This window comes from Variovorax sp. PDC80 (genome assembly GCF_900115375.1).
Lineage (GTDB): Bacteria > Pseudomonadota > Gammaproteobacteria > Burkholderiales > Burkholderiaceae_C > Variovorax.
On record NZ_FOWG01000010.1, the window covers coordinates 315,711 to 341,319 of the forward strand.

A 25,609-nucleotide genomic window follows, 5' to 3' on the forward strand; every position below is an offset into this window, starting at 1 on the left:
CTTCAGCGCAGCGGCCGCCGCGCGGTGCTCGGGCCCGCGAGCACCGGCTGCCCGCTGTGCCGCGCGCAGTAGCTCAGCGCCTGCTGCAGGGCGGTGTCGACGCTGCGCAGCGACAGGCCATAGCGGCTCGCGACCTCGTGCCGCGTCATCTCCTCGATGCGCAGTGCCTCGAGCACCGCGCGATGGCGGCGCGGCAGGCGTTGCATCGCGCGGTCCACGGCCTGCAGCCTCGAGCGCGACTCGCTGATCAGCTCGGGCCCCGGCGCCGGGTCGACCAGCTGGTCGAGTTCGATCTCGCCGCCCTGCCGCGCATGGCGGTTGGCGCGCAGCTGGTCGACGGCCGCGTTGCAGGCCATGCGGAACACATAGGCCTCGGGCGCCTGCACCGCCTGCATCGCGCCGAGTTCGCCCAGGCGCAGCCAGGTGTCGTGCAGGCAGTCGGCCGCGAGGTCGCCGCAGCCGAGGCGGCGCGCGAGGCGCTGGCGCAGGCGCTCGTAGTTCGCGACCAGGAAGTCGCGCAGCGCCGCGCCCTGGGGCATGCCCTCGGGCCGCTTCAGCGCGTGCTGGATGCTCATGTCCATCGCGGTTCGATCCTTGACCTGGGTTCGGGGCCGCGGTGCGCGGCGAAGCCCTCCCTCGCCCGCGCTGCGCGAGGCAGGCGGGATGCGGGGAGGTCCGTGGCGGGAGCGCTAGCGGTCCTGCAGCAGCCGGCGGCGCTCGTCCTCGGTGAGCCGCGCCAGCTGGCCGGGCCGGAAGTCCTGGCCGCGGCCGACCAGCTGCACCAGGTTCGCCGGGTCGTAGCGTTCCTTGGGCGGCAGGCTGGCGCCGGTCGAGGACTTGGGCGCGTCGTCGCGGCCATCGCGGCCCTCGGGCTGCTCGTTGCCGAAGCCCAGCACGCGCACCGTGAAGACCGAGGGCAAGGCCTGGCGCGCGGCCGTGCGTTCGCGCTGCACCGTGTCCTGCGCCGCCATCGTGGCCTGCGAGGCCGCGGCGCTGGCATTGGTGAGCGCGCCGACGTTGACCGACGCGATCACCGGCAACCCGGCCGACTCGCCCTTGACCTGGATGTTGGCCGCATTCACCACCTGCAGCGCCGCGAGGTTCACGTTGCCCGAGACGCGAATCCCCGCCTCGCCCGCATCGATGGTGCCCAGCGGCGCGATCAGGTCCACGTCGCCCGGCGGCACTTCCGGGATCGGGTCGAGCGTGGCGATGCCGGCACCGGTGCTCGGCACGTTGGGCGAGAGCTTCACGTTGCCCAGCGCGTCGTATTCGCGCTTGGGCGGCGTGTAGACCAGCGTGGTCTTCGAGCCGCGCCCCGCGTTGATGTCGCCCTCGGCCGACCAGCCGAGGATGTCGCCGCCGAAGGTGGTCATGATGCGCGACAGGCCCAGCAGGATGCTGCCCTTGCTGTACATCTGGATGTCGCCCTCGCCCTGCGTGAGCAGGCCGGCGGGCGTGACCTCGTCGCCCGTCGCGGGCACCACGCCTTCCACGCCCACGACCGTGCTGCCGCCCGGCGTCAGGGTCTGGATCGCGCCGCCGGCCACGGTGCGCACGCCGGCGTTGGTGCTGGCGCCCTGGAACAGCGTGATGTCGCCGTTGCGCGCCACCGGCCGGCCGGCCGCGTCGAGCGTGGGGAACAGCGCGGCGATGGCCTCGCGGCCGCGCAGGTAGCTGCCGTAGCGCTTGCTGTCCACGTCGTTGTACTCGCGGCCACCGGCCGTGAGTTCGGCATAGAACACCTGGCGCACGAACACGCGCTGCTGCTCGCCGGGCAGCGCCTCGAAATAGCGCAGCGCCTCGGCGCTGGTGCCCGAGAAGCCGAAGCGTTCGCCCAGCCAGGCCGCCAGCTCCGCGTCGTAGGTCTTCGCGACCTTGCCGGGCTGGTCGGCCAGTGCGCCGGAGGCATCGATGAGGTTGGCGGGGTCCAGGTAGCGCTTCGCGAAGCCCGCGACATCGCTCGCGCCCTCGCCCGGCGTGCCCGCGCCCAGGCCGGCCTGCAGCACGATGCCGGCGCCCGGGCGCTTGTCGGCCGCCGAGACCGGCCCGAGGCTGGTGAGGCTCGCGCGGTTGCCGAGGTAGATGTCGCCGCCCGCGCTCACCTCGAGCGTGCCCGGGCCGAGGATCGCGAAGCCGGTGGCGCTGCCCTGGTTGAAGATGTCGCCGCCCGCGGCCACCATCGACACCTCGGCGGCGCTGCCGTGCGCGATCAGCCCGCCGCTGTTGACGACGTCGCCGCCGGCCAGCATGCGCAGCGGCTTCGAGGCCAGGAAGTACTGGCCCTGCGTGCCGTCGAAGCTGCTGCCGATGTTGCGCACCTCGCCGATCGCGACGCTCTGGATGTCGCCGCGCAGCGCATAGACGTGCGAGACGGTGCCGCTGCCGGCCATGCTGTCGTCGCTCAGCGTGTTGGGGCCGAACATGAACGGCGTGCCGCCGGTGCCGTTGTAGCGCCCGTTGTAGGGGCTGTAGGCGTTCGCGTAGATGATCAGGTTCGCGATGCCGTCGATCGCCGAGGTGCCGCCGCGCCAGTAGTTGCTCGCGAGCAGCGCCGCATCGTCGAAATCGCCGGGCGTCATCGCGCGCCAGGCCGGCCGCAACGGCGTGGCGATGGCGTCGGCCGAGGTGCCCAGCAGGCCGATCGGCGAGCCGGCGTTGCTGGTGTTGTTCGCGCTCACGCCCGACACCCGGTTGCCGGCCAGCAGTTCGAGCTGGCCGGTGGGCGACGGCATCAGGTAGTCGTCCTGCTGCCGGCCCGCGAAGTAGATGCTGCCGCCGGGTGCCACCGCGCGCAGCACCGAGGGCAGGAACGCGGTCGTGGTGTCGGACGCGGTGCCCAGCGGCGAGAGGTTGCCGCCGGCCGAGAACAGCTCGATCGCGGTGGCGTTGGTCCACAGCGTGTACCAGCTCGAGGCGGCGCCCTCGCTGCCGTCGGCCAGGCTGACCCGGGTCTCCAGCCGCTGGATGCCGCGGCCCGGATCGATCACGCCGCGCAGCACCAGGTCGCCCAGCGTCTGCACGCTGACCCGGCCGTCGCCCGGCGCGAACACCGCGCCGCCGCGGCTGGCGGCCGAATAGGCGATGTAGGGGTCGAGGCCGCGCGGGTCGTCGTTGAGGCTCACGCTGTAGCTCTTGAGCTGCATCACGCCGAGGCTGGCCGCGCGCAGCGCGGTGTCGCCGCGCAGGTTGGCGTACTGGCCGCCGTAGATCCGGCCATCGGCCTGCACCGAGAGCAAGCCGCCGCCGGTCTGCGCCACCGCGCCGTCGATCACGCGGCCGCTGCCGCCGACCGCGACCACGATGCCGCGGCCGCTGGTGGGCAGGTCGGTGTCGGCGAGGTCGGTGCCGATGTCGCCGCCCGCGCGCACCCGCGCATTGCCGCCGCCCAAGGCGCCCAGGCCCGCGTAGGCCGCGAGACCGAGGCCCGCGTAGTCGGCGTACACGCCGGGGCCGTCGAGCACGTAGGAGCCGAACATCACGCCCCAGCCGGTGGCCTGGCCGAGTTCGCCGGCGCCCTGGCGCAGCAGCCAGCCGCCGACCAGCTCGGAATTGCTCCCCTGCAGGCCGCGGATGTTGCCGCCGGCCGCCAGCGTGAAGTCGCCGCCGCCGGTCGTGTACCACATGCGGTTCGGGTCGATGGCCGCGAGGTAGCCGTCGCGGTCGCCGAGGTTGCTGCCCAGCGTGGTGCCGTCGGGTTGCAGTTCGCGCGGCGCGTTCCAGACCGTGCCGGCGCCCGTGCCCGGCACCCAGGTGCCCGCGGTGTACACGCCGTAGAGGCTTTGCTGCGTGTAGTCGCCCGCGGCGAACAGCTCGAGGTCGCCGGTGCCGGTGCGCACCACGCTCGTGCCGGGCGCCTGCGGCCCCAGGCCCTTGCCCTGCAGGTTGACCTGGAACGGATCGTTGAGCGTGATGCCGCCGCCTTGCGAACGCACGACGCGCGAATCGCTGCTGCCGAGGTCGGCGCCGCCCACCAGCCGCATCGACCACGAGGCACTGCCCGCGCCGAGCATCGGCGCGATGGCCCAGATCGCGCGGCTGCCGGTCTGCGCCAGCGCGCTGCTCACGAACATGCCGGCCGGCAGCACGCTGCCGGCCGCGAGCTCGACCGGGTCGGCCAGCTCGAGGCCGTTGAGCACGGCCACGTCGGTGCCGGCGCGCCAGGTCGTGGCCACCATGCGCATCCCGTAGATCGCGACGTTGCTGAACTGGATCGCGTTCATGCCCGCGCGCAGCACGGTGCCGGCCGGCAGCCGCAGGTTCGCCGTGGTGGTGCCGATCACGCCGACCAGCGTCGAGGTGTTGGTGCCCGCGGGGATCACGCGGCCGGTCGGCAGGATGATGTCGGCCGTGGTGACCACGTTCGCCTTCACGCGGTTGTTCAGGGTGTTGCCGCCGAGCACCACGTCCATCGGCAGCGGTGCGTCGTCCGACAAGGTCAGCAGCGTGTTGGCCGGCAGCGCGAGGTCGAAGCCGAGCACGCCCCCATACGGCAGCTGGCTGCCCGCGGCGAGCGTGAGGCCGCCCGCGGGCACCTGGTAGTCGGTCTCCAGCGTCACCGAGTTCAGCACCTCGCGGTAGACCTTGCTGTCGGGCGAGTCGGGCGGCGGCGCGAAGCCGTCGTTGATGCTGCCGTCGATGTGCAGCTCGCCGCCCGCGCGCAAGGTGAGCACGCCGGCCTCGCCCGCCCCGCGCGTGCCGTTCGCGCCGGGGCCGTAGCGGTAGCCCGAGAGATCGAGGTCGCCCACGGTGTGCAGGTCGCCGCTGCTGCGGATCTCCACGCCGGGGCGCAGGTGGAAGGCATCGCCGTCGATCTTCAGGCCCGCCAGGCGGCCCTGCAGGCCGGCGTTGTTCCAGGCCGCGTCGATGAAGGCGCGGCTGCGCGCGTCGATCTGGTCGAGGCCGACCATGCCGTCGGCGCCGACCGGGCTGCCGTTGGCATCGCCGTTGTTCTGCTTGACGCTGCCGTTGGCGTCGGTGGGCTGGTAGGTCCAGAAGGCATTGACCGCCACGCTCTTCGCGCCGCGGATGTTCAGCGGCGCGGGCGCGTCGATGCGCAGGTCGCCGCTGGTCTCGCCGGTGCGCGGCGCGTTGATGTCGAGCTGGCCGCGCGCGATGCCGTCGGCCGCGCGCAGGTCGAAGCTGGCGCCGCCGGCCAGCCGCACCGTGCCCTGGCTCGAGCTCAGCGCGATGCGCGCGCGGTTCGCGGCATCGATCGGCGCGCCGCGGCTGTCCACGGCCAGCGCGCCGGCATGCGCGTCGAGCAGCGCCGAGGCCTCGAGCGCGAGCTCGTCGCGCGCCGACAGCACGATGCTGCCGACGCCGCGGCCCGAGGCGTCGAGCGTGCCGCCGATGCGCAGGCTGCCGCCGTCCACCGCGATCGTGATCTCGTGCGCGCGCACGCCGTCGCCCACGCGCAGGTCGCCGTTCTTCACGGTGAAGCTGCGCGCGCCGAAGAAGCCGGCCTCGCCGAGCTGGCGGTTGAGCTGCGCGAAGGCGTCGTCGCCGAGGCGCGCGGTCGTCAGCGCGAAGCGGCCGTCGGCGAAGTCCGCGCCGCCGCCCGCGGCGCGCAGCGTGCCCGCGAGGCTCACGCTGCCGTTGGCGGCGCTGGCCGAGAACGAGCCCGCGTCCTGCCGCGCGGCCGAGACGTCCACGCGCGAACCGGCCGCCAGGTCGATGTTGCCCTGCGCGCTCTCGAGCTTCAGGTCGCCGCCCCAGCTCGACTTGCGCACGTCGAAGAAGTCGATGCTGCGGCCCGCGAGATCGATGGCCGCGCCGTCGCCGAGCGCGATGTCGCCGTCGGCGCGCACCGAGAGCCGGCCGCTGGGCAGCGCCAGCGCGGTGTCGAGCCGCACCGAGCGCGCCTCGAGCGCCAGGCTGGCGCCGAGCGTGTCGAGCGCCGCGGTGTCGGCACGGGCGCCGGCGTCGGGCGCGATCGCTTCCAGCCGTCCGCCGGCCACGTACTTCATGCTCGAGCCGGCCTCGCCGGTCCACAGCGGCGTGACGATGCGCAGGTCGCCGCCCGTGCGGCTGCCGTCGGCGGCCTGGGTGCCGCCCACGGTGAGGCTGCCGGCGTTGTTCGCGCTCACGCGGTCCGCGGCATGGATCTCCACGCCGGCGAAGCCCAGCGCGAGACGGTCGAGCGCGGTCTGGCGCTGCGGCCGGCTGAGCGCGTCGTAGCCGAACAGCACCGTCTGCGCGTCGATCACCAGCCGGCCGCCGCCGGTGCCCGGCCCGCCGGGCTGCACCGGCGCGGGCGCCACGCTGGCATAGGGGTTGTCGGCGCTGCCGACGCCGGTGCCGATGCCGTTCCACACCAGGTTGCGGGTGGCGATGCGCACGGTGTCGCCGGCACTGCCCCAGCCGTAGAAGGCCGGCGTGGCGAACACCATCTGCACCGGCGAATCGCCGGTGTCGAGCGTGACCGTGCCGTAGAAGTTGAAGGCGCCGCCGGCCGTGAGGTTCAGCCGCTCGAGCGCCGGCACGCCGGCTTCGGCCGAGGGGCGCAGCAGCCGGTCGAGCACGGCCTGCGTCAGGTGCCAGCCCTGCGGCTGCACGCCCGCCGCCGCGGCCGCGGCCAGGCTCTCGGCGGTGCCGATGCTGATCTGGTTCTGCGCCACCGTGAGGTAGCGCGCGCCCATGTCGACCTCGCCGAGCTCGAGCGCGCCCGGTGCCGCGAAGGCGATGGTGCCTTCGGTGCGCAGCCGCGCGCCGTCGGCCACGGCGATGGTGCTCGTGCCCGCCGAGGGCAGGAAGTCGAGCAGGCCGTTGCCCACGGCCAGCACCGCCGGTCCGCCCGCGAACTGCCCCGACGCGAGGCTGTTGGCATAGACGTAGCCGAGTGCCGAATCGATGACCCGGCCGCCGAAGCCGCGCGTGTCGATGCCGGCGCCGCCCTCGAGCGAGATCGCGTCGCCGACCAGGAACACCTGGCCGGCCTTGAGCACCGTGCCGTCGCGCAGCACCACGCCCGGATGCTCGCGGCCGTCCTGGCCGAAGTACATGCGTGCGCTCTCGCCCAGGGTGCTGGCACCGTCGAAGTAGCGCCAGGCGCCGCCGATGGCCAGCGAAGGCGCCGCGAAGGCGTTGAGCGCGCTGTCGGCCAGCGACAGCCGGCTGCCGTCGCGCACCGCGTCGACGGCATCGCGCGGGCGGACCTCGATGAGCTTGCCGTCGGACCCGACGAACATCAGGCCGTCGATGCCGCGCGCCTCGCCGCGCGTCGCGCCACCGAACAAAGCCGTGCCCTCGAAGCGCAGCGGCTCCTGCATCTTGTCGCTGGCGCGCAGCTGCAGGTCGAGGATCTTGCCGTCCTCGGGCAGGCGCGAGCGCACCGTGCCGAACTGCTCGGCCTGCGCGAGCAGGAACTCGCTGAAGCCGGTCTCGTTGTACTGGGCCAGGTCGCGCACCGCATCGGCCGGCGTGAGCAGCACCTGCGTGGGCACCGCGGCGCGCTTGGCGGTGCCGGCCACGCGCTGCACGGCGCTGGCGAGCCACGAGCCGCCCGCGGCCGTCACGGCACCCGCCGTGCCCAGGCTGCGCAGCGGCAGCTGCGCGCCGAGCTCGACGCGGAAGGCGCCGGGCATCAGCGCGAAGCTCGCGGGCATCAAGGTGTAGGTGCCCGCCGGCAGGCCGGGCACGCCGGCGCCGATCTCGATCTGCGCGCCGATGGCCGGATCGCCCGCGCCCTTGTCGAGGATCACCGGCGCATAGCCCGGATCGTGGCCCGGCACGATGGCGTAGACGCCGTTGCCGGGCTGGCTGAAGCGGCGCAGCGAGGCATTGGCGGGGTTGGTATTGACCAGCGGCGTGTTGAGCACGTTGACCGAGCCGCCGCGGCCCGAGGTGAAGCCCTCGCCGTGCAGCACGCCGCCGCCCGAGAGGTCGAGCACCGCGCCGGCCTCGCCCACCAGCCGCGTGGCGCCGATGCTGATGCCGCTGACCAGCGCGTCGGTGTCGGCCGACTTGGTGCCGCTGTTGTCGCCGCGGCTCACGTAGGTGTCGGCGAGGTTGTACTGCGTGGTGTAGCGGCCGTTCTTCGCGAGGCCGGCGTAGCTCACGCCGTCCACCGTGCCGCCGAAGGGCATCTCCATGCCGGCGGCGCTGACCGAGGTCAGGCTGCCGTCGCGCAGGATCACCGTGGGATCGGTGAGCTTCGCGTTCACCGGGCCGAAGCCCGGGCCGCCGTTGAGCACCAGCACGGCCTGCCAGTCGGTGCCCAGAAAACCGCCCAGCGTGTTGATCGAGATGTTGCCCAGCGGCGCGCGCACCACGCCGCCCTGGTCGACGGTGCCGCCGAGCAGCACCAACTGACCGAAGGCCGAGTACGGCACCTCGGGCACGCTGCCGGTGCTCGAGCGGATGGTGAGCGTGCTGTCGGGCGCGATGCCCGTGGGGCGGTTGCCCGCGACCAGCGCCGCGTAGGCACCCGACATCGGATAGACCTGCGCGGCGCGCACCTCGAGGTTGCCGCTGACGTTGAAGCCGCCGGCCAGGCGCACGTCGCCGCTGCTGTGCAGCGCCACGTCGGCGAAGCCGTCGAGCACGACGCGGGTCTGCGGCAGCGAGCCGACGCCGTCGGGCGAGCCCGCGCCCTTCACGCCGGTGGCGCCCGAGAGCACGGCGCCGTAGAGGTCGATCAGGTCGGCCGACAGGGTGAGCGCGCTGCGGCCCGCGGGCGCGGCACCGCCGCCGGCCAGCGCCAGGCCCGGCATGAAGGTCGGCGGCAGCGTCTCCTTCAGGTCCCAGTTGCCGCCGTCCAGGCGGATGTAGGGTGCGGCGATGCGCACCTGCGCATCGGGCGTGCCGTCGGCCACGGTCAGCACGCCGCGCTTCAGGTTCAGGCTGCGGCCGAGTTGCAGGTCGAGGTCGCCGTCGAACAGGATGCGGTCGTGCGCCGACAGCGTGAGCGCGTCGAAGCCGCCAGCGCGCACCTGGTCGGCGCCGAGCGTGGCCTGGCCGTAGACCAGCCGCGCATCGGCCTCGCCGGGCGCGAGGTCGGACGCCAGGCCGCTGGGCGCGGCGTTCTGCACCAGCCGCACCGTGTAGAGCTGGTTGCGTGCCTCGCCGACCGGCTCGCGCGTGGGGTCCTGCAGCCGTTCCTGCAGGTACAGGCCCAGCGAGCCGCCGAAGGCGTTGGCGCCGCCGGCCTGCGCGCGCAAGGTGCCGTCGAGCACGATGCCGCTGTACGAGCGCATCTCGATGCCGCCGCCATCGCCCGCCAGCATCACCGTGCGCGACAGCGCCGGACCGTTCGCGCCCGCGGCCGCGTCGACCTCGGCCGCCGCGCCCGAGGCATCGAGCAAGGCGCCGGGGCGCACGATCACGTAGGCATCGCTGAGGCCCACGGCGATGGTGCCGCCGCCGGGCGCCACGCCGTAGGCGCGGCCCTGCGTGTCGCGCGCCACGTGGGCGCGGCCGGCCACGTCGAGCACCGCGGCCTCGCCGATCCACACTGACTGGCCCGCGGTCGAGAGCAGCACGTTCGCGCCCTGCGCCTGCGGCAGGCTCGCGAGGTCGATGCGGCCGCCCCAGGCATCGAGCCGGCCTTCGACGCTGAGTTGCCCGTCGGCACGCAGCGCGATCGCCGCGCCCGGATCGACCGCGACCCGTGCTTCGCGGCCGATGCGCAGCGGCGCATGGTCGGTGGCGTTCAGCGCGCCGGCCGTGAGCGACAGGCTCGCGCCCGCGCGCTGCGTGAGCGTGGCGGCCTCCGCGTCCTCCGCATACACGGGCGGCGTCCAGCGCGACAGCGCCGCCTCGGGCGCGGCGCCCGTGGGCACGAGCCGCGTGCGCTCGGCATCGATGCGCAGCACCGGCATCGCGACCTCGAGCCGCGTGCCGTCGCCGACCTCGAGGCCGTCGCGACCCTGGACGGCGTAGCGCGAGAAGCCCTGCTGGAACAGGCCGGTGTCGAGCAGCGTGCCCGCACGTACCGGCAGCGCCGCGAGCGCGGTGCTGCCGCCCAGCACCAGCGCGCCGGCGGGAATGCGCAGCGCACTGTCGACCACCGTGCCCGCGGCATAGCGCGTGGTCACCGGCGCGATCGGCACGCCGGCGGGGAAGGCATCGCCCGGAATGGTGTAGCCCGCGGGCAGCGTGCCGTTGAAGCGGGCCAGGGCGGTGCCCGCGGGCACCACGCTGCCGCCGAAGTAGTAGATGCCGCTGGTCGACTGCACGTAGAGGCCGCCGGCCGGCACCACCCAGTCGGCCGCGACCGTGAGCGAGGCGCCGGCATCGATCTGCGGTGCCGTGGCCGCGGCCAGCGTCTGTCCCGCCGCGACCGCGCGCACCGTCACCGCGAAGTCCGCGGGCACGGTGCCGCCGGCCGCCACCAGGTAGTCGCGCTCGAGCTGCAGGTTGACCGCGGTGGTCTCGCCCGCGGCCAGCGTGCCGTTCAGGCCATGCACGCCGGCGCCGATGCCCACCGCGCGGCCCGAGCCCAGGGTCAGCGTGCCGCCGCCCGCGACGCCGAAGCCGCGGATCTCGCCATCCAGCCGCAGCGGTGCGTCGATCGGCGCGTCGCCCGGCAGCACGGCATAGCCCGCGAACAGCGTCACGTCGCCGCCATGGCCCGCGACCAGCGCGCCATTGGCCTTCAAGGCCGCGCCCGAGGAGCTGTCGATCAGGCTGCCGGCCGCAAGCGTCACCGCGCCCGCGCTGCGGATGTCGACCGTGCCGCCGTCGACGTAGGGCAGGCCCTGGCCGTTGCTCGGATCGAGCTGCAGGTTGGTCCACAGGCCGCGCGTGTCGAGCGTCGCGCCATTCGCCACCGTCACCGCCGTCGGATGGCCGGGGTCGGACGGCATCAGCGTCTCGACCGTCACGCCGGTGGTGGCGGTCGTCTTGAGCACATTGCCCAGCGCGATGCTGCCGCCGCGCGCTATGAGGTCCGCATTCACCTCGACCTGCTGCGCATGCAGCGCGATGCGGCCGCCGGGCGCCACCGCGAGCGCGCCGTCGACGCGCACGCTGTCGCGGCCCACGGCGATCAGCGCGCCAAGGCCCCAGCCATCGAGACGGTCGCTGTCGACATGGAGCGCATCCTTGCGCGCCTGCGGCAGCGGGCCATCGGGTGCGATGCCGTCACCGAGCGTGGGCTGGTCGCTGCCGAACACGATGTGGTCCAGGGTCGGTGCGAGGTTGTGGAACACGCCGGTCGGGCCGTTCTTCGCATTGGTGTTGAAGGCGCTGGTGTAGCTGCCGAGGATCAGTTGCGCGGCGAGCGCCGCGGCGTCGTGCGACTGCGCATAGCCATCGATGCCGCCGTCGCGCTTGATCGTCTGCCTCGGGCCTTGGTAAACGCCCGAGCTGATGTCGCCCTCGAGCACGGCCGCGCCGGTCGAGACGATCAATTGCCCCGCGTCGCGCCCCACCGTGTAGCCGTTCTCCAGCCGCTGCTGCGGCCCGATCAGCGGGTTGTAGAAGAAGCCCGTGGTCTTGTCGCCCCAGCGCTTGTGCGCGTCTTCGTAGCCCTTGTAGAGGCCCGTGTACTGCACATCGGCTGGTGCGCTCGACACTTCATACAGGCGGCCGTCGGCGCCCTTGAGCCAGCTCTGCTTGATCATCCCGGTCTGCACGTCCAGCGTGCCGCCCGAGAGGTTGATGTTCGAGCCCGCCTGCGCGACGAGTTCGTTGCCCGCGAACACCACGCTGCCGCCCTGCGCGCCCCACTCGCCCACCGTATGACCCTGCAGGCCCAGGTAGCCGCCGACCTCGAGCAGGCCGCCCGGCGTGTACCAGCGCTCCTTGTCGTAGCCACCCGTGCCGGCCGCCACGCGCAGCAGCTTGCGCCGGTCGATCCACACGTTGCTGTTGTTGAGCATCGTGGTGTCGCGGTTCAACGGGGCATCGCGCTGCTCGTTGCCCTGGATGTTGATCTCGACGTTGTTCGAGGACATCGCGACCTGCACGCCGACCGCGCCCGAGACATCGAGCCGCGCGCCATTGGCGACGGTGCTGCGACCCGTCTTGGCACTGACCGCGATCTGACCGCCCGTGGCCAGCGTGGTCGAGCCGCCCTCGAACACCACGCCACCGCCCGAGACGATCTCGATGCGCGACTGGTCGCGCCGGTCGTCGAGCCGCGCGAGGTTGTCGAAGACATCGGCCGCCGCGACACGGCGCGCCAGGTCCTGCACTGCGGAGTCGGCGATCAGCGCATCGCGCTGGCTGTCGAGCGCGGTGCGGCCGTTCTGGTCGTCGAGCAGGATGGCGTTGAGGCCACGCGCTGTCACCGTGACGCTGCCGAGCTTGTCGCTGGCCGCGTTCAGCAGATGGATGGTGCCGCGCGTGTCGACCGTCGTCGTGGACACGGCCACGCCGTCCTGCACCACCTTGCGGCCCGCGAGCGTGATGTCGCCTTCGGGTGCCTGCAGCAGGCCGGTGTTGGTGACCGCGCCCGCCGTGCTGTCGGCATTGAACTGCGGCGCCACTTCATTGCCGCGCGTGGTGGAGGTCTGGTTCGCCGCGGGGCCTTGGCCGGGTCGCACGATGAAGAAATCGCCCGCGGCCATCTGCACCTGGCCGCGCGGTGTGGCGATGGCACCCGCGTTGACGACCTCCTTGCCGAGCAGCAGCGCATAGCCGCCGCCCTGCGTAACCGTGGTGGTCGGCGTGGTGTTGATGCGAGCGCCTGCCTGTACGTCGACCTTGCCGTCGGCATCGGTGAAGCTCGGCGTGTAGGCCCCGCTCGCCTGCGCGCTGTAGATGCCGCGCGTCTTGAACTGGTCATCGCCGATCTTCGCGGCCGCGGCCACGAGATTGCGTGTATCTGTCTGGCTCGAACCGCTGAACACGATGCCGTTGCGGTTCGCGATCAGCACCGTGCCATCGGCCTTGATCTGCCCCTGGATCTGCGAGGGCCGTGCCTGTGGGTCGTTGACGCGGTTGAGCACGGCCCAGTCGGCCTGCTGCCTGAAATCGACCGTGGTGCGCTTGCCGACGTTGAAGGTCTCCCAATTGAGGATCGCGCGATCGCCGGTCTGCTGGATGGTGACCGTGGTGCGGCCATCGGTACCTTGCGATTGCACGGGCGCTTGGGCATTGAGCCAGCCCGCGGTCAACGAATTGGTGTCGACGCGCAACCCGCCATCGGCCAGACCATCAGGCACGGAAGAAGGATCATCCAGCGCCGCCTGCCGCGCGGCAGCCTGCGCGGCCTGCTGCGCCGCAATGCTCTGCGCCGCCAGGTTCAGATTGCCGAGCGAACGCTGCAATTGCTCGCGCGCCTGCTGCTGTTGCGCACTCGGCGTATTGAGCGAAGACACCGGCAAGCCATTGGGCAGCCGCCCCGTCGCGATCGCCTGTCCCTGCGCGATGTTCTTCTGCGCCATCCACGCCGCACTGAACGCACGCTGCTGCGCATGCGCCGCACCCGCCGCGCCGATCGCGGCCAGCATCAGCGTGATGACCCTCGCCACCGGTGCCATCCTGAAGACGGAAAGCTCCCCGCCCACTCCGTTGTCCTTCGCGCCGCGCCCTCTTGTGTTCATGCCAGTTCCGCCGTGGTTGAGTCGATGCCATGCGGCCGCCCTGCGACGGGCAGCCATGGATGCAGAGGCACTCGCTTCGCACGCCATGCAAAGCAACACCCCATTGCGGCTATGACGTGCGACCTCGGCGCGATCCCCCAACTATTTTTCGCGCCGGGAATGGCGCGCGCGTGAAGCCGCGCGCGTCATCGCGCGGTCACATCCGGGGATGGAAAAAAACGAAGGCGCTCAGCTCAGCTCAGCACGAGCACGCCCGCGGGCAGCCGCCGGGCCTTGAGCTGGAACGAGTGCTGGAGCTGCGAGAGCGCCGATTCGAGCGAGGCGACGAAGAAGCGTCCGCTGACGGGATCGCTGCCGGCGGCCTCGTTCATCAGCAGCACGCGGCCGGGCCGGTAGCGGTTGATCTCGTCGATGACCTGCGCGAGCGGCACCTGGCTGAACACCAGCTCGCCGCTGCGCCAGGCCGAGACGGCCGCGGGCTCGATGCCGACCACGCCGCCGATCGACGCCGTGTCGTAGAGGGTCTGCTGCCGCGCCTGCAGCAGGCGTTCGCCGGCCGGATGCGCGACGCGCACCGTGCCCTCGAGGCAGCTCACGCAGACCCGGCCCGCGAGGTAGCGCACCTCGAAGCGGCCGGACTCGGCCATGCTGCGGCCCGGGCCGGCCGCGACCTGGAAGGCCGGGCTGCCCGCGCGCAGGTCGATGGCGGCCTCGCCCGCCAGCAGCTCCATGCCGACGACGCGGCCACCGGCCTCGACGCGCCGCACGCTGGTCTGGGTGTTCAGCAGCACGTCGATGCGCTCGGCCAGCGCGATGGCCTGCTGCTCGCCGGTGCCGGTGTGGAAGTCGGCGGTCCAGGTGCTGGCCGCGGGCCACAGGCCGAGCGGCGGCCGCACCACCGCGATGCCGGCCACGGCCAGCGCGCCCACGGCCGCGCCGACGAAGGCGCGGCGGCCCAGGGCCGGTTTGGGTATCGCCCCGCGCAGCGCCTGCCGGTGATGGGCCAGGGTCTGCGGATCCTCGCGCAGCAGCTCGCCGAGCGCGGGCTTGAGCAGCTGCCAGCGGCGCCGCGCCTCCTCGAAGGCGGCCTGGTGCGCGGGGCTGGCGCGCTTCCATTGCAGGAAGGCCTCGGCGTCGGTGTCGCTCGCGCGCCCCGAGGTGAGCTGGCGCAGCCAGGCCGCGGCCTGGCGCTGCAGTTCCTCGGGTGGCGCGATGCCGTCGTGGGGCGATGTCTTCATGGCTTCAGGGCCGGCGATGCCTCGCGGGAATCCTTGTCTTCACCTGCTATGACGTTCGGCACCGGCCAAATCCCCCAACTATCTCTTGTCATGGTTCATGCGCGCTTCGCAATAGTCGTGGGCGCGCTTGAGTTCGTGCTCGACCGTGCGCACCGACACGCCCAGCAGGCGCGCCACGTCCTTCTGCGCCATGCCCTCCCAGCGCACCAGGATCAATATCTCGCGCCGGCGCTGCGGCAGGCCGCGCATCACCTTCACCAGCGCATCGAGCTCGGAACGCGCCTCGGCGCTGCGCGCCGGGTCCGGCGCGGGATCGGCCAGCTCCAGCAGGTCCTCGACGTCGTCGCTCGACAGGGTGCGCCCCTGCTTGCGCCGGATGTCGATGGCGATGTTGACCGCCATGTGCATCAGGTAGGCGGTCGGGCTCTGGATCGCGTCGTCGGCGGGCTGGCTCTGCACGCGCAGCCAGGTGTCCTGCAGCGCGTCGCCGGCCAGGTCGCCGTTGCGCAGCACGCGCGTGAGCCGCAGCTTGAGGCTGGCGTAGCGCTCGACCAGGTAGTCGAGCAATGCGGGTTGCGCGCCCTCGGACATGTCAGCGCGCCGCGTTGCAGTAAGGCGCGTCGCGCCGGGTGCGCGGCAGCACGATCAGGGTCAGCGGCTGCGGCATGGCCGCGGGCGGCGGCTGGTCCATGCGCACGCCGCGCAGCGTCTGCAGCAGCGCCGCATCGCGCGCGCCGTCGCCGCTCGAGCCCAGGAGGCGCGGGCGCAGGATGCTGCCCGCCGCGTCCACCTCGAAGCGCAGCAGCGAACGGTAGCTGCCCGGCGCGGTGCGCGGATTGGCGCACAGCGCGGCCCAGACGCGGGCCTGGAGCCGGGCGTCGTAGCCGTCGTCTTCCTCGTCGGCGGCGGGCGCGTTGCCGAGGACCGGCGGCGGCGCCGGTGCCGTCGCCTCCTTCAACACGAAGGCCTCGGCCGGTCCCTCGTCGGGCCGCTCGGCGACCAGGCCCGTGCCCTCGAGCAGCAGGCGCAGCGCCGATTCGGGCGAATGGCGGCCCTGCACGGCCGAGGAGATGCGCCCCTGCACGGTCGCGCTGCGAAACAGCGTCGAGCGCCGCGACTGCGCGGCATAGCGGCCCAGCGCATCGTCCAGCGGCAGGGCGGGAATGTCGAAGTCGAGCAGCGCCGCGGCCGCCTCGGGAACCGGCGGCTGCATCGCACCGTCCGCGGCCCAGGCGGGAGTCGCCAGCGTGCACACCATGCAGGTCGCGGCCCGGAGCCTGCTCAGGAGGCGCGCGTGAAGGCGCATCCGCGGCGGGTCTCGACGGCGGCCGTGCCGCGCCCAGGGCGTGGCCGCGGGCGGGACGATGGGAAAAGAGGGAGGACCGACACGGCGCAGGCACTGTTGGGAACCCGCGATCTTGGCGCCCGACGATGACTGATTTGTTACTACATCGCCGCGACACCCCGATGGCCGCGCAGGAAGCGGGCGACATCCTCGGTCGCGATGCCCCGCTGCGCGTTGTAGGTAACACCGACATCCCAGGCCACGCCGGGCTCGCGCGCGAAGGCCAGCCGGTACTTGCGCATCGTGTCCTGCGGCCGCTTCGCGAGCTCGTCCTCGAGCATCGGCACGCTCCACTCGATGCGTTCGACCCGGCGCTGGAAGCGCTGCTCGACGAGATCGGCCAGCCGGCCATAGCTCAAGGTCTCGCCCGCGGTGAAGAAGATGCCACTGTGGTCGACCGGTTGGGTGAAGAGGATGTCCGCCGTGAGCCGGCCGATGTCCTCGGGCGTGGTCACCGTCACGCGCGTGTCCCAGCTGCCCAGCGCGTTGACGCGCAGGCCTTCGAGGTCGACCACGCCGAAGGCCGGTTCGAACAGGAAGCTCGTGAACATCCCGGTCGACACGATGAGCCAGCGCGTCGCCCGCTGCGAGCGCAGCATCGCGCGCACCGCGATCTGCTCGTCGAACAGCCCGCCCGCGCTGCCGGTCTCGACGGTGTCGTAGTCGATGCCGAACTGCCATGGCACATAGCGCGCGACGCCGGCTTCGAGCGCCGCGGCCGTGAGCTTGCGCTGCGTGCCCGGACCGCCGACGAAGCCCGTGCAATTGACCACCGTATGGAACGCGCGAAAGATCCGGGCCAGCCCGTGCGCATCCGACGCGGCGATGTCGGCATGGATGACGGCCACCTTCAACGTCGCCAGTTCTTCGAGCAGCGCGCGCCGCACGGGCGATGGCGACGACGCCGTGTCGGGCCTCAGCAGCACCGAGATCCGCGCGCCCTCGCGCCCGGCCCTCGCGGCCAGTGCGCGAATCACGCGCGATCCCAGTTCCCCGGCGCCCACCACCAGGATCTCGAGGGCGTCTTGTCTTGTCTGCGGCATGGATGCATCTCCGATCAAAATCGGCAGTTGGACCCGGCACCCCCCAATGAAAGAAGGCACACGCGTGATACCGCAGGAAAAAATCGAAGCGCTGATCCGGCAATCGCAAGCCGCTTGCGATGCGCTCAGCGACGACGACGACGGACTCAAGCGCGAAGTGCTTGCGCATGCCGGCAGCCGCTGGTCACTGGGCGTGGTGCATGCGCTGGGCGTGTCGGGCCGGCTGCGCCATGCCGAGCTCGGGCGTCGGCTTTCGGGCGTGACGCAGCGCATGCTCACGCGCACGCTGCGGGCGCTGGAACGCGACGGCCTCGTGCTGCGCTTCGACCACCAGGAAGTGCCGCCGCGCGTCGAGTACGAGCTCACGACCCTGGGCCGTGGGTTGCTCTACCAGATGATCCCGCTGTGGACCTGGGTGATCGACAACGCCGAGGGATTCAGGGAAAGGCGCCGGGCGTTCGATGCGGCACGGTCCGCCTAACTTCGCGCCAGGAATCGCTCGGCCGCCGCCACCCCATCGCTCTCGCTGCGCACGAAGTCGAAGGACAGCCCCAGCACCTTGCCCGCGCCCTGCGCCGCCAGCCGCACCGCCGCGGGAATCGTGCGCTCGCCCGTGACGAACACCAGGCCCGCGCAGAACGCGCGCAGGTGTTCCTTGTGGCGCTTGAAGAACAGCGCGCGGCGCTTGCGGTCCTCGTGGCCTTCTTCGGGGTGGTCGCCGGGCAGGTGGTCGGTCAGCAGCACGAAGCGCTCGCCGCGCCCGAGCAGCGTGGCCAGTTGCGCCTCGGTGTCGGCGTCCTGCGAATGGGCCTGCGGGTCTTCCTTCAGGAACACCAGCGGAAATCTCGTCGTGTCGAACAGCATCGCGTTCTCTCCAGAAAAAAAAATGGGAAGCCTTCGTGGGGCGCTCGATTCGTCAGTACAGCTCGTGTTTGACCGCGTGGTCGTAGTGCGCGTCGATCTGCGCGATCTGGTCCGTGCCGAGCTCGGCCGCGGCATCGGCGCGCCTGCCCAGCGCGGCCAGCATCTGACCCACGGTCGGCAGCGCATCGCGCGCGAGGCGGGCGCTGTCCTGCCACAGCCGGGCGCGGTTGATGGCCTTGCCGCAGTGCAGCAGCACCTCGTCGATCCGCACCACGGTCGCGGTCTTGGCGATGCGCTCGCCCTCGCGCAATTCGTTCAGCAGCCCGGCATCGGTAGAGACGCGGCCACGGCCGTTGATGCGCAGGAAGAGTTCGAGGCCCGGGAACAGGAACACCATCGCGAGCCGCTCGTCGCGCCGCAGATTGCGCATCGACTCGATGCGGTTGTTGCCGGGCCAGTCGGCGAAGGCGACCGTGTGCGCATCCAGCACATGGACGAAGCCCGGCGGGCCGCCGCGCGGCGAGGCATCGAGCCCCTGCTCGCTGCCGGTGGCGAGGCAGAAGAAGGTGGCCTGCGCGAGATAGGCTTCGTGGAAGTCGACCAGGCGATCGAGCACCGCCTTCTGGATCATCTCGGAGGGCGCGGCATACAGCGCGTCGAGGTCGGGTTCGGGGGCCGGGTCGTCGAAGGAAGGGCGAGGTCTTGGGTTCATGGCACCCAGCGTACGGACAAAGGCCTTGGCGGCTGTAGACTGGATCGGCCAATCGATAGCTCTCATCCGCCATGACCGATCCCATTCTTCGCCTGGCCGGCCTGGTCGACCGACCGGACGGCCCGGTCCTCATCGCGGCCGAGGGCAGCCAGGGCGAGGAGCTGGCCTCGGGCCCGCACCGCCATGCGCGCGGCCAGCTGTTCGGCTCGCTGCGCGGGCTGCTGTCGGTCGGCGTCGAGGACGGCGTCTGGATCGTGCCGGCCATCCACGCGGTCTGGCTGCCGCCGCACCAGGAGCATTCGGGGCGTTCGCACGGGCCCTTCCATGGCTGGAGCGTCTACGTGGCGGAACCCGCCTGCGCCACCCTGCCCTCGCGGCCCTGCACCATCCGCACCTCGGGCCTGCTGCGCGAGGCGGTGCTGCGCGCCTGCAGCTGGCCGATCGAGGCGCCGCAGCCGCTGGACGAAAGCCGCGCGCATGTGGCCGCGGTCATCCTCGACGAGATCCGCAGCCTGCCGGTCGAGCCCTTCGGCCTGCCGCTGCCGAGCGACCCGCGGCTGCAGCGCATCGCGCACGCGCTGATCGCCGAGCCCGCGGACGAGCGCGACCTCGAGCAATGGGCGCACTGGGCGGCAGTGAGTTCGCGCACGCTGAGCCGGCGCTTCGTGCTGGAGACCGGCTTCAACTTCACGGCCTGGCGGCAGCGCGCGCGCATGATGCGCTCGCTCGAGATGCTCGCGGCCGGCGTCCCGGTGACGGCGATCGCGCTCGACCTCGGCTATTCGACCCCGAGCGCGTTCATCGGGCTGTTCCGCCGCACCTTCGGCGAGACGCCGGCGAGCTACCGGGCGCGGCTGTGAACGCGGCGCTCAGCGCTGCAGCTGGCGCAGCTCGTCGCTGGTGTTGGCGTTGAAGAAGGCGGCCGCGTCGTCGAACGTCACCTGCGCCATGCGGTGCTGCGCGGTCCATTGGCCGAACTTGCGCTCGCCCGCCTGCAGGAAGGCGAGCAGGCTCGGCGCCAGGCCGGTGCGCAGCAGGCAGAACACGGGCTGCGCGCGCAGCTCGCCGTCTTCGCGCGTGGCGGCCATCGCGATCTCGGCGCCCTGCGCGGCCGCGGCCTCGGCCAGCCGGTCGACCAGGTCCGGCGGAAAGTCCGGCGTGTCGCAGGGCACGGTGACCAGCCAATCGGTGCGCGCATGCTCGAGCCCGGTCAGCAGGCCCGCGAGCGGCCCCGCATAGCCTTCGATGGAGTCGGACCACACGGGCACGCCCATCGCCTCGTAGGCTGCGAGGTTGCGGTTGGCGCTGAGCATGGCCGTGCCCACCTGCGGCTGCAGGCGGCGCAGCGCATGCAGCGCCAGCGGCGTGCCGCGGTGGTCCTGCAGGCCCTTGTCGACGCCGCCCATGCGGCTGCCGCGGCCGCCGGCCAGCACCAGGCCCGTGATGTCTTCGCGCGCGATGGGGTTCATGCGCGCATTCTCGCTGGCGCCCTACGACCTCAGCGTCTGCAGCGCCGAGGTCCAGCGCAGCAGTTCGTCGAGCATCGCCGTCGCGGCCGCCGCATTGGCGGGGTTGGCCGACAGGCCGCCCTCGGCCTGCAGCTGCTGGCCCACGTTCGTGAACGCGACCGCCTCGAGCATCGGCACCACCTTGAGCGTGCCGAGCAGCTGCTTGGTGACCTGCACCGCGCGGATGCCGCCCGACATGCCGCCGTAGCTCACGAAGCCGACGGCCTTGTACTGCCATTCGCGCACGAGGTAGTTCAGGGCATTGACCAGCGCGCCCGGCGGCGCGAAGTTGTATTCGGGCAGCACGAACAGGAAGGCATCGGCCTCGGCGACGCTCGCGCTCCAGGCGCGCGTGTGCTCGTGCGTGTAGCGCTGCAGGCGCGGATGCTCGGGTTCGTCGAACACCGGCAGGCCGAAGGCGGCCAGGTCGACGAGACGGGCGTCGAAGCCGCCGTGCGCTTCGGCGATGCCGTGCGCCCATTGGGCGACGGCCGGGCCCACGCGGCCGGGCCGCGTGCTGCAGATCAGGGTATGGAGGATGGGACGGGTCATCGCCGAATCCTAAGTCATGGCGTGGCCAGCCCGAGGCGCGCGAGGGTCGCGGCCTTGAGGCGGCTGTCCTCGCGCACCTGGCGCTCGAAGTCCTTGCCCGGCTGGAAGTCGACCACCTGGTTGGCGCCGCGCGCCCAGGCCTGGTACCTGGGCGAGGCCACGGCCTCGCGGCACGAGGACTCGAGGCGCGCGACCACCGCGTCGGGCGTCTTCGCGGGCACCAGCACGCCGCCGAAGCTCGCCTGCACCACGGGCACGCCCGACTCCTTGAGGGTGGGCACGTCGGGGAACGAGGGATGGCGCTTGTCGGTGTACACGGCGACCAGGCGCAGCGCGCCCGATTGCAGGTGGCCGGTGATCGAGCTCGCGAGCACGGCGCCGAAGCTCAGGCGCTCGCTCAGCAGGTCCTGCAGCATCGGCGCGTCGCCCTTGTAGGGCACGTGCGTGAGCGCGACCTTGGTGGCGGCCTCGATGTCCGAGGTGCCCAGGTGCGGGATCGAGCCGGTGCCCGAGGTGCCGTAGCTGACCTTGCCCGGTTCCTTCCTCGCATCCGCCAGGATGTCCTGCACGCTGCGGTACGGCGACTTCGCCGGCACCGCGATCGCGAAGATGTTGTCGAACACCTTGCAGACGTAGCGGAAGGAATCGAGCCCGTAGTTCAGCGCCTTGAGCCGGTGCGGCTCGCTGGTCAGCGGCACGGCGGGCGTGAAGACCACGGTGTAGCCGTCGGCGCGCGCGCCGGCCCCCATGTTCAGGCCGATGGTGCCGGCCGCGCCGTCGCGGTTGATCACCGCGAAGGGCTGGCCGAGGTTCTCGGACATGGCTTGCGCAAGGCTGCGCGCATTGATGTCGAGCCCGCCGCCGGCGGCGAAGGGCACGATCATCTGGATCGGGCGCGAGGGATAGTCGGAGGCTGCCGCGGCGGGCAGCGCGGCGCACAGCGCAGCGAGCAGCAGCGCGCTGCGGCGATCGAATCGTCGGTTCATGGGAATGCCGCCGGCGGGTTACTCGGCGCGGATGCCGTTGCGCAGCACGCCGATGGCGTCGACCTCGATCTCGACGATGTCGCCGGGCTTCATCCACACCGGCGGGTTGCGCTTGGCGCCCACGCCGCCCGGCGTGCCGGTCACGATCACGTCGCCCGCGGCCAGTGGCGTGAAGGCCGAGATGTGCGCGATCTGGCGCGGGATGCCGTGGATCAGCTTGTCGGTGGTGGTGCGCTGCATCTCCTGGCCGTTGAGCCGCGTGACCAGCGTCATCACGCGCCCGTCGGCGATCTCGTCGCGCGTGACCATCCAGGGGCCGAAGCCGCCGGTGCGCCAGAAGTTCTTGCCGGCGGTCCATTGCGGCGTGGCGGTCTGCCAATCGCGGAGGCTGCCGTCGTTGTAGCAGGCATAGCCCGCGATGTGCTCCCAGGCATCGGCCTCGGCGATGCGCCGGCCGCCGCGGCCGATCACGACCGCGATCTCGCCCTCGTAGTCGAGGCGCGTCGACTCGGGCGGCAGCACGATGTCCTCGCCGTGCGCGAGCTGCGATTCGGCCACGCGCAGGAACAGCGTGGGCTGCTCGGTGATCTCGCGGCCGGTTTCGCGCACATGCTCGCCGTAGTTGAGGCCCACGCAGACGATCTTGCCGGGGTTGGGAATCACGGGCAGCAGTTGAAGCTCGCTCAGCGCCAGCGTGGCGCTCGCTTGGCCGACGGCCGTGGCGGCCTCGGCCAGCAGGTCGGCCGCGATCAGCGCCTTCAGGTCCGCGGCGCGCTCGCCGAAGAGCTGGCGCAGGTCGACGACGCGGTCCGCGCGGTCGCCGGTCACCGCGCCGTAGCTGTCGGTGCCGTTGAGTTGGTAGCTGATGAGTTTCATGGTCTGTCCGTGAGGAGTGATGGGAATAGAACTACGCCAGCCGACCTCCAATGCGCTGCGCGCCCTCGGTGATCAGGTGAACCATCTTGTCGAGGTCGACGATGGACAGGCGCGAGGTGTCGAAGACCAGCTGGATGGCGGCCCATGCGCCCCCGTCGGCCTTCGGGATCGGCGCGGCCACGGCCGCGAGCTGCGGTTCGAGTTCGCCGATCGACACGTAGTGGCCGGCCTTGCGGATCCCCGCGTAGAGACGGCGGAATTCGCTCCACTCGGCCGGCAGCCCGCTGCGCACGACCTCGTCGTGGCGGGCATCGAAGACCTTGCGCAGCTGCGGCGGCGCGAAGGTCGAGAGCAGCACCTTGGGCGCGGCGCCCAGGAACAGCGGCCGCGGCCGGCCGCGCCCGTAGGCCAGCGTCGGCGGCGCGCCGCCCATCTCGCGGTGGGTGTCGAGCACCTGCATGCCGAAGATGCCCGAGCTCACGCAGTCGAAGCCGGTGGCGGCCACCAGCTCGCGCATCACCGGGATGCCTTCGCGCAGCACCGGGTCGGCATTGCGGATGTAGTGGTCCAGCAGGATGATTCGCGGACCGAGCGCGTAGTGCGAGTCCTCCACGCGCTGCAGCAGCCCGGCCTCGAGCAGCAGCCGCACGTAGCGGTAGCCCGTGGGCAGCGAGACCTCGAGCGCCGCGGAGATGTCGTCCGCCGTGCGCGTCAGGTGGGTGTCGTCGAACAGGTCGAGCACCCCCAGCATGCGCCCCAGGCTGGACATGGATTTTTCCGGCACGCCAATTCCTCCAGAGTGTCATGGCGCGACGGGGAGGTGTTGCGAGATGCGATCCAGATCGTGCCCCGTGCGCGCGACGCCGACGATATATCGGTCGGGGCGCAGTATCACCGCCCGCGCCTCGTGGGCCTCGAGCCAGTGGCGCAGCGGCGCGTCGGGCCGGTCGATGACGATGGCATCCGCACGGCGCCAGCGTTCGGCGGTGGCGGGCGCGGCGGCCGCGAGCGCGTCGGGGCTGCCGATCACCGCGCTGCGCCGGCCCAGCAGCTCGTCGAGCAGGCGGCCGTCGGCCAGCCGCGGCTGGGGAAAGGGCCGCCCGGCGGGCGAGCCCGCGTCGGCATCGAAGGCGCCCTGGCCCAGCAGCTGCGGCGGCAGCTCGAAGATCTCGGGGCGCCCGGCACGAAAGCGCGCATCGCGTTCGGCCGCGCGCGCGGGATCGGTGGTCTGGATGATGTTGCCGAGCCGCACCGCGAGCTCGATCAGCGCGCGCACATGCGGCGCGCGTTCCGACTCGTAGGTGTCGAGCAGGGCCTCGGGCGCGCCGCGCGCGAGCACGGCCTCGAGCTTCCAGGCGAGGTTGGCCGCGTCGCGGATGCCCGCGCACATGCCCTGCCCGAGGAACGGCGGCGTCTGGTGGCAGGCATCGCCGGCCAGCAGCAACCGACCCTGGCGCCAGCCCTGCGCGATGACGGAATGGAAGGTGTAGATGGCGGCGCGTTCGAGCCGCGCCTGCTCGGGCTTCACCCAGGGCGCGACCAGCCGCCACAGCGTGTCGGGTTGCACCAGCGCTTCGCGGTCGTCGTCGGGCAGCACCATGATCTCCCAGCGCCGCCGGTCGCCGACCACGTTGCAGTAGGTCATGGGCCGCGCCGGGTCGCAGTGCTGCACCGTGTGGTCGGGCAGCGCGACCGGTTGCCGCAGCAGCACGTCGAACACCAGCCAGGGCTGGCGCAGCCCGAGGTCGACCATCGCGCTGCCCATCTGCCGGCGCACCGGCGAGCGCGCGCCGTCGCAGCCGACGACATAGCGCGCGCGCAGCGTGGTGTTCTCTTGCCGGTGCAGGTCGCGCACGCTCAGCGTGGCGCCGTCCGCGTCCTGCGCGATGCCGGTCAGCTCGTGCCGCAGCCGCAGCTCCACGTTGGGAAAGCGCGCGAGCCCTTCGCGCAGCACGGCCTCGAGCTCGGGCTGGTGGAAGTAGTAGTTGTTGGCGCAGCCATGCGGGCCGAGCGCGGCGCTGCCGCCGCGGATCAGCATCGTCTCGCCCGCGCCGTTGACGAAATGCATGCCCTGCTCGCCGGGGCGCGCGATGGCCAGCACCTGCTCGCGCAGGCCCGCGCCCTGCAGGATGCGCAGCACCTCGCCGTCGAAATGGATCGCGCGCGGCAGCGGGAAGATGCCGGCCTCCTTCTCGAGCACCAGCACCGACAGCCCGGCCGCGCCCAGCAGGTTGGCGAGCGTGGCACCGGTCGGCCCGAGTCCGACGACCGCGACGTCGTGCATCTCCATCGCTTCAGCCACGCTGGTCTTCCTGCATGCGGCGCGCCACCTCGGCCTGCCATTGGGCACGGCTCATGAACTTGGGGAAGCGCTTCGCGATGGCCTCGGCCTGCGCGAGGATGGCTTCGTCGGACTGCGACAGGTCGATGGTCTCGCGCAGCGGCTGGTCGCAGTACCAGGGCGTGTCCATGAACAGCTCGAGCCGGTTGCCCTCGGGGTCGCGGCAGTAGACGGAGATGGCGTTGCCGTGCGTGACCGGGTGCATCTCGCTCGCGCCTTCGGCCAGCAGCCGGTCGTGGAAGCGGCGCAGCGCGCCGAGGTCGGGCACGCGGAACGAGATCTGGTTGACCACGTTGAAGCCCGGGTTCGCGGGCCGGCCGGTGGCCAGCACGAGCTGGTGGTGCTCGCGCGGATCGCGGCTCAGGAACACCAGCTGCACCGGGCCCAGGTCGCCCGCGTCGGTCTGCGTGAAGCGCAGCGCCTGCTTGTAGAAGCGCGCCATGCGCGGCAGGTCGCTCACATAGAGGCCGATGTGGCTGAACTGCAGGTCCGAAGGGACGAAATCCGTCATCTCAATGTCTCCAAACGATAAACCGCACGGAGCTTTTCCGTTTCGATGTCGAAATACTATAGTTATTATCGTATTTTGACAATAACAACGTTTTATCTATCATCACGACCGGTGCAAACCGCACCCAAGATCGAATGGAG

17 protein-coding genes are annotated in these 25,609 nt (G+C 72.1%); 2 read left to right on the forward strand and 15 right to left on the reverse strand.

The annotated features are described in order from the left end of the window. Positions 1-2 precede the first annotated feature (2 nt). The 6 genes from BM109_RS27640 to BM109_RS27665 all read right to left on the reverse strand — a co-directional run bounded on the left by BM109_RS27640 (position 3) and on the right by BM109_RS27665 (position 17,119). A complete protein-coding gene (locus BM109_RS27640) occupies positions 3-575 on the reverse strand; it encodes an RNA polymerase sigma factor (protein ID WP_177239484.1) in 573 nt (190 codons plus the stop codon). A gap of 114 nt (positions 576-689) precedes the next feature. Beyond that, entirely contained in the window at positions 690-13,430 is a 12,741-nt protein-coding gene (locus BM109_RS27645; protein ID WP_371268848.1) for a filamentous haemagglutinin family protein, read from the reverse strand. A gap of 296 nt (positions 13,431-13,726) precedes the next feature. Further along, the gene (locus tag BM109_RS27650; RefSeq protein WP_093349992.1) at positions 13,727-14,731 is read right to left on the reverse strand and encodes a FecR family protein; all 1,005 of its coding nucleotides are present in this window, start codon (positions 14,729-14,731) and stop codon (positions 13,727-13,729) included. A gap of 78 nt (positions 14,732-14,809) precedes the next feature. Further along, positions 14,810-15,322, reverse strand: coding sequence for an RNA polymerase sigma factor (locus BM109_RS27655; RefSeq protein WP_093349994.1), 513 nt, complete (start codon positions 15,320-15,322; stop codon positions 14,810-14,812). A 1-nt stretch (position 15,323) separates the two neighbouring features. Then, positions 15,324-15,944, reverse strand: a complete 621-nt coding sequence (locus BM109_RS27660; RefSeq protein WP_143129279.1) for a TonB C-terminal domain-containing protein — start codon at positions 15,942-15,944, stop codon at positions 15,324-15,326. 233 nt (positions 15,945-16,177) lie between these two features. After that, positions 16,178-17,119, reverse strand: a complete 942-nt coding sequence (locus tag BM109_RS27665) for an aromatic alcohol reductase (RefSeq protein WP_093349999.1) — start codon at positions 17,117-17,119, stop codon at positions 16,178-16,180. A 46-nt stretch (positions 17,120-17,165) separates the two neighbouring features. Here BM109_RS27665 and BM109_RS27670 point away from each other — a divergent pair, with 46 nt between their 5' ends. Then, positions 17,166-17,600: a winged helix-turn-helix transcriptional regulator gene (locus BM109_RS27670; RefSeq protein WP_093350002.1), complete on the forward strand. Its 435-nt coding sequence runs from the start codon at positions 17,166-17,168 to the stop codon at positions 17,598-17,600. Here BM109_RS27670 and BM109_RS27675 read toward each other — a convergent pair. Together BM109_RS27675 and BM109_RS27680 are read right to left on the reverse strand one after the other, a co-directional pair. Further along, on the reverse strand, positions 17,597-17,983 hold the full coding sequence (locus tag BM109_RS27675; protein WP_093350004.1) for a hypothetical protein: 387 nt from the start codon (positions 17,981-17,983) through the stop codon (positions 17,597-17,599). The two genes, BM109_RS27670 and BM109_RS27675, sit on opposite strands and share 4 nt — an antisense overlap. A 52-nt stretch (positions 17,984-18,035) precedes the next feature. After that, positions 18,036-18,695, reverse strand: a complete 660-nt coding sequence (locus BM109_RS27680) for a pyridoxamine 5'-phosphate oxidase family protein (protein WP_093350007.1) — start codon at positions 18,693-18,695, stop codon at positions 18,036-18,038. Between the two features lie 479 nt (positions 18,696-19,174). Between BM109_RS27680 and BM109_RS41840 the strand changes: the two genes are divergently transcribed. Next, positions 19,175-19,555: a helix-turn-helix domain-containing protein gene (locus BM109_RS41840; RefSeq protein WP_371268849.1), complete on the forward strand. Its 381-nt coding sequence runs from the start codon at positions 19,175-19,177 to the stop codon at positions 19,553-19,555. Between the two features lie 9 nt (positions 19,556-19,564). Here the strand turns inward: BM109_RS41840 and mobA are convergent, their stop codons facing one another. Genes mobA through BM109_RS27720 form a run of 7 tightly spaced genes read right to left on the reverse strand, consistent with a single transcriptional unit; the run spans position 19,565 to position 25,469 of the window. Then, a complete protein-coding gene (mobA, locus tag BM109_RS27690; RefSeq protein WP_093350012.1) occupies positions 19,565-20,164 on the reverse strand; it encodes a molybdenum cofactor guanylyltransferase MobA in 600 nt (199 codons plus the stop codon). A gap of 21 nt (positions 20,165-20,185) precedes the next feature. Further along, positions 20,186-20,755 (reverse strand): NADPH-dependent FMN reductase, encoded by a 570-nt coding sequence (locus tag BM109_RS27695; protein WP_093350014.1) that lies wholly within the window; start codon positions 20,753-20,755, stop codon positions 20,186-20,188. Between the two features lie 14 nt (positions 20,756-20,769). Continuing rightward, positions 20,770-21,741 (reverse strand): tripartite tricarboxylate transporter substrate binding protein, encoded by a 972-nt coding sequence (locus BM109_RS27700; RefSeq protein WP_093350017.1) that lies wholly within the window; start codon positions 21,739-21,741, stop codon positions 20,770-20,772. An 18-nt stretch (positions 21,742-21,759) separates the two neighbouring features. Further along, positions 21,760-22,617 carry a fumarylacetoacetate hydrolase family protein gene (locus BM109_RS27705; protein WP_093350019.1) on the reverse strand — a complete coding sequence of 286 codons (858 nt, stop codon included), beginning with the start codon at positions 22,615-22,617 and terminating at the stop codon, positions 21,760-21,762. 31 nt (positions 22,618-22,648) lie between these two features. Beyond that, complete coding sequence (locus BM109_RS27710) at positions 22,649-23,386, reverse strand: IclR family transcriptional regulator (RefSeq protein WP_057596260.1); 738 nt, start codon at positions 23,384-23,386, stop codon at positions 22,649-22,651. A 33-nt stretch (positions 23,387-23,419) separates the two neighbouring features. Continuing rightward, entirely contained in the window at positions 23,420-24,919 is a 1,500-nt protein-coding gene (locus tag BM109_RS27715; protein WP_093350022.1) for a bifunctional 3-(3-hydroxy-phenyl)propionate/3-hydroxycinnamic acid hydroxylase MhpA, read from the reverse strand. Beyond that, a complete protein-coding gene (locus BM109_RS27720; protein WP_093350025.1) occupies positions 24,912-25,469 on the reverse strand; it encodes a VOC family protein in 558 nt (185 codons plus the stop codon). Before BM109_RS27720 ends, BM109_RS27715 begins: the two co-directional genes overlap by 8 nt. Positions 25,470-25,609 lie beyond the last annotated feature (140 nt).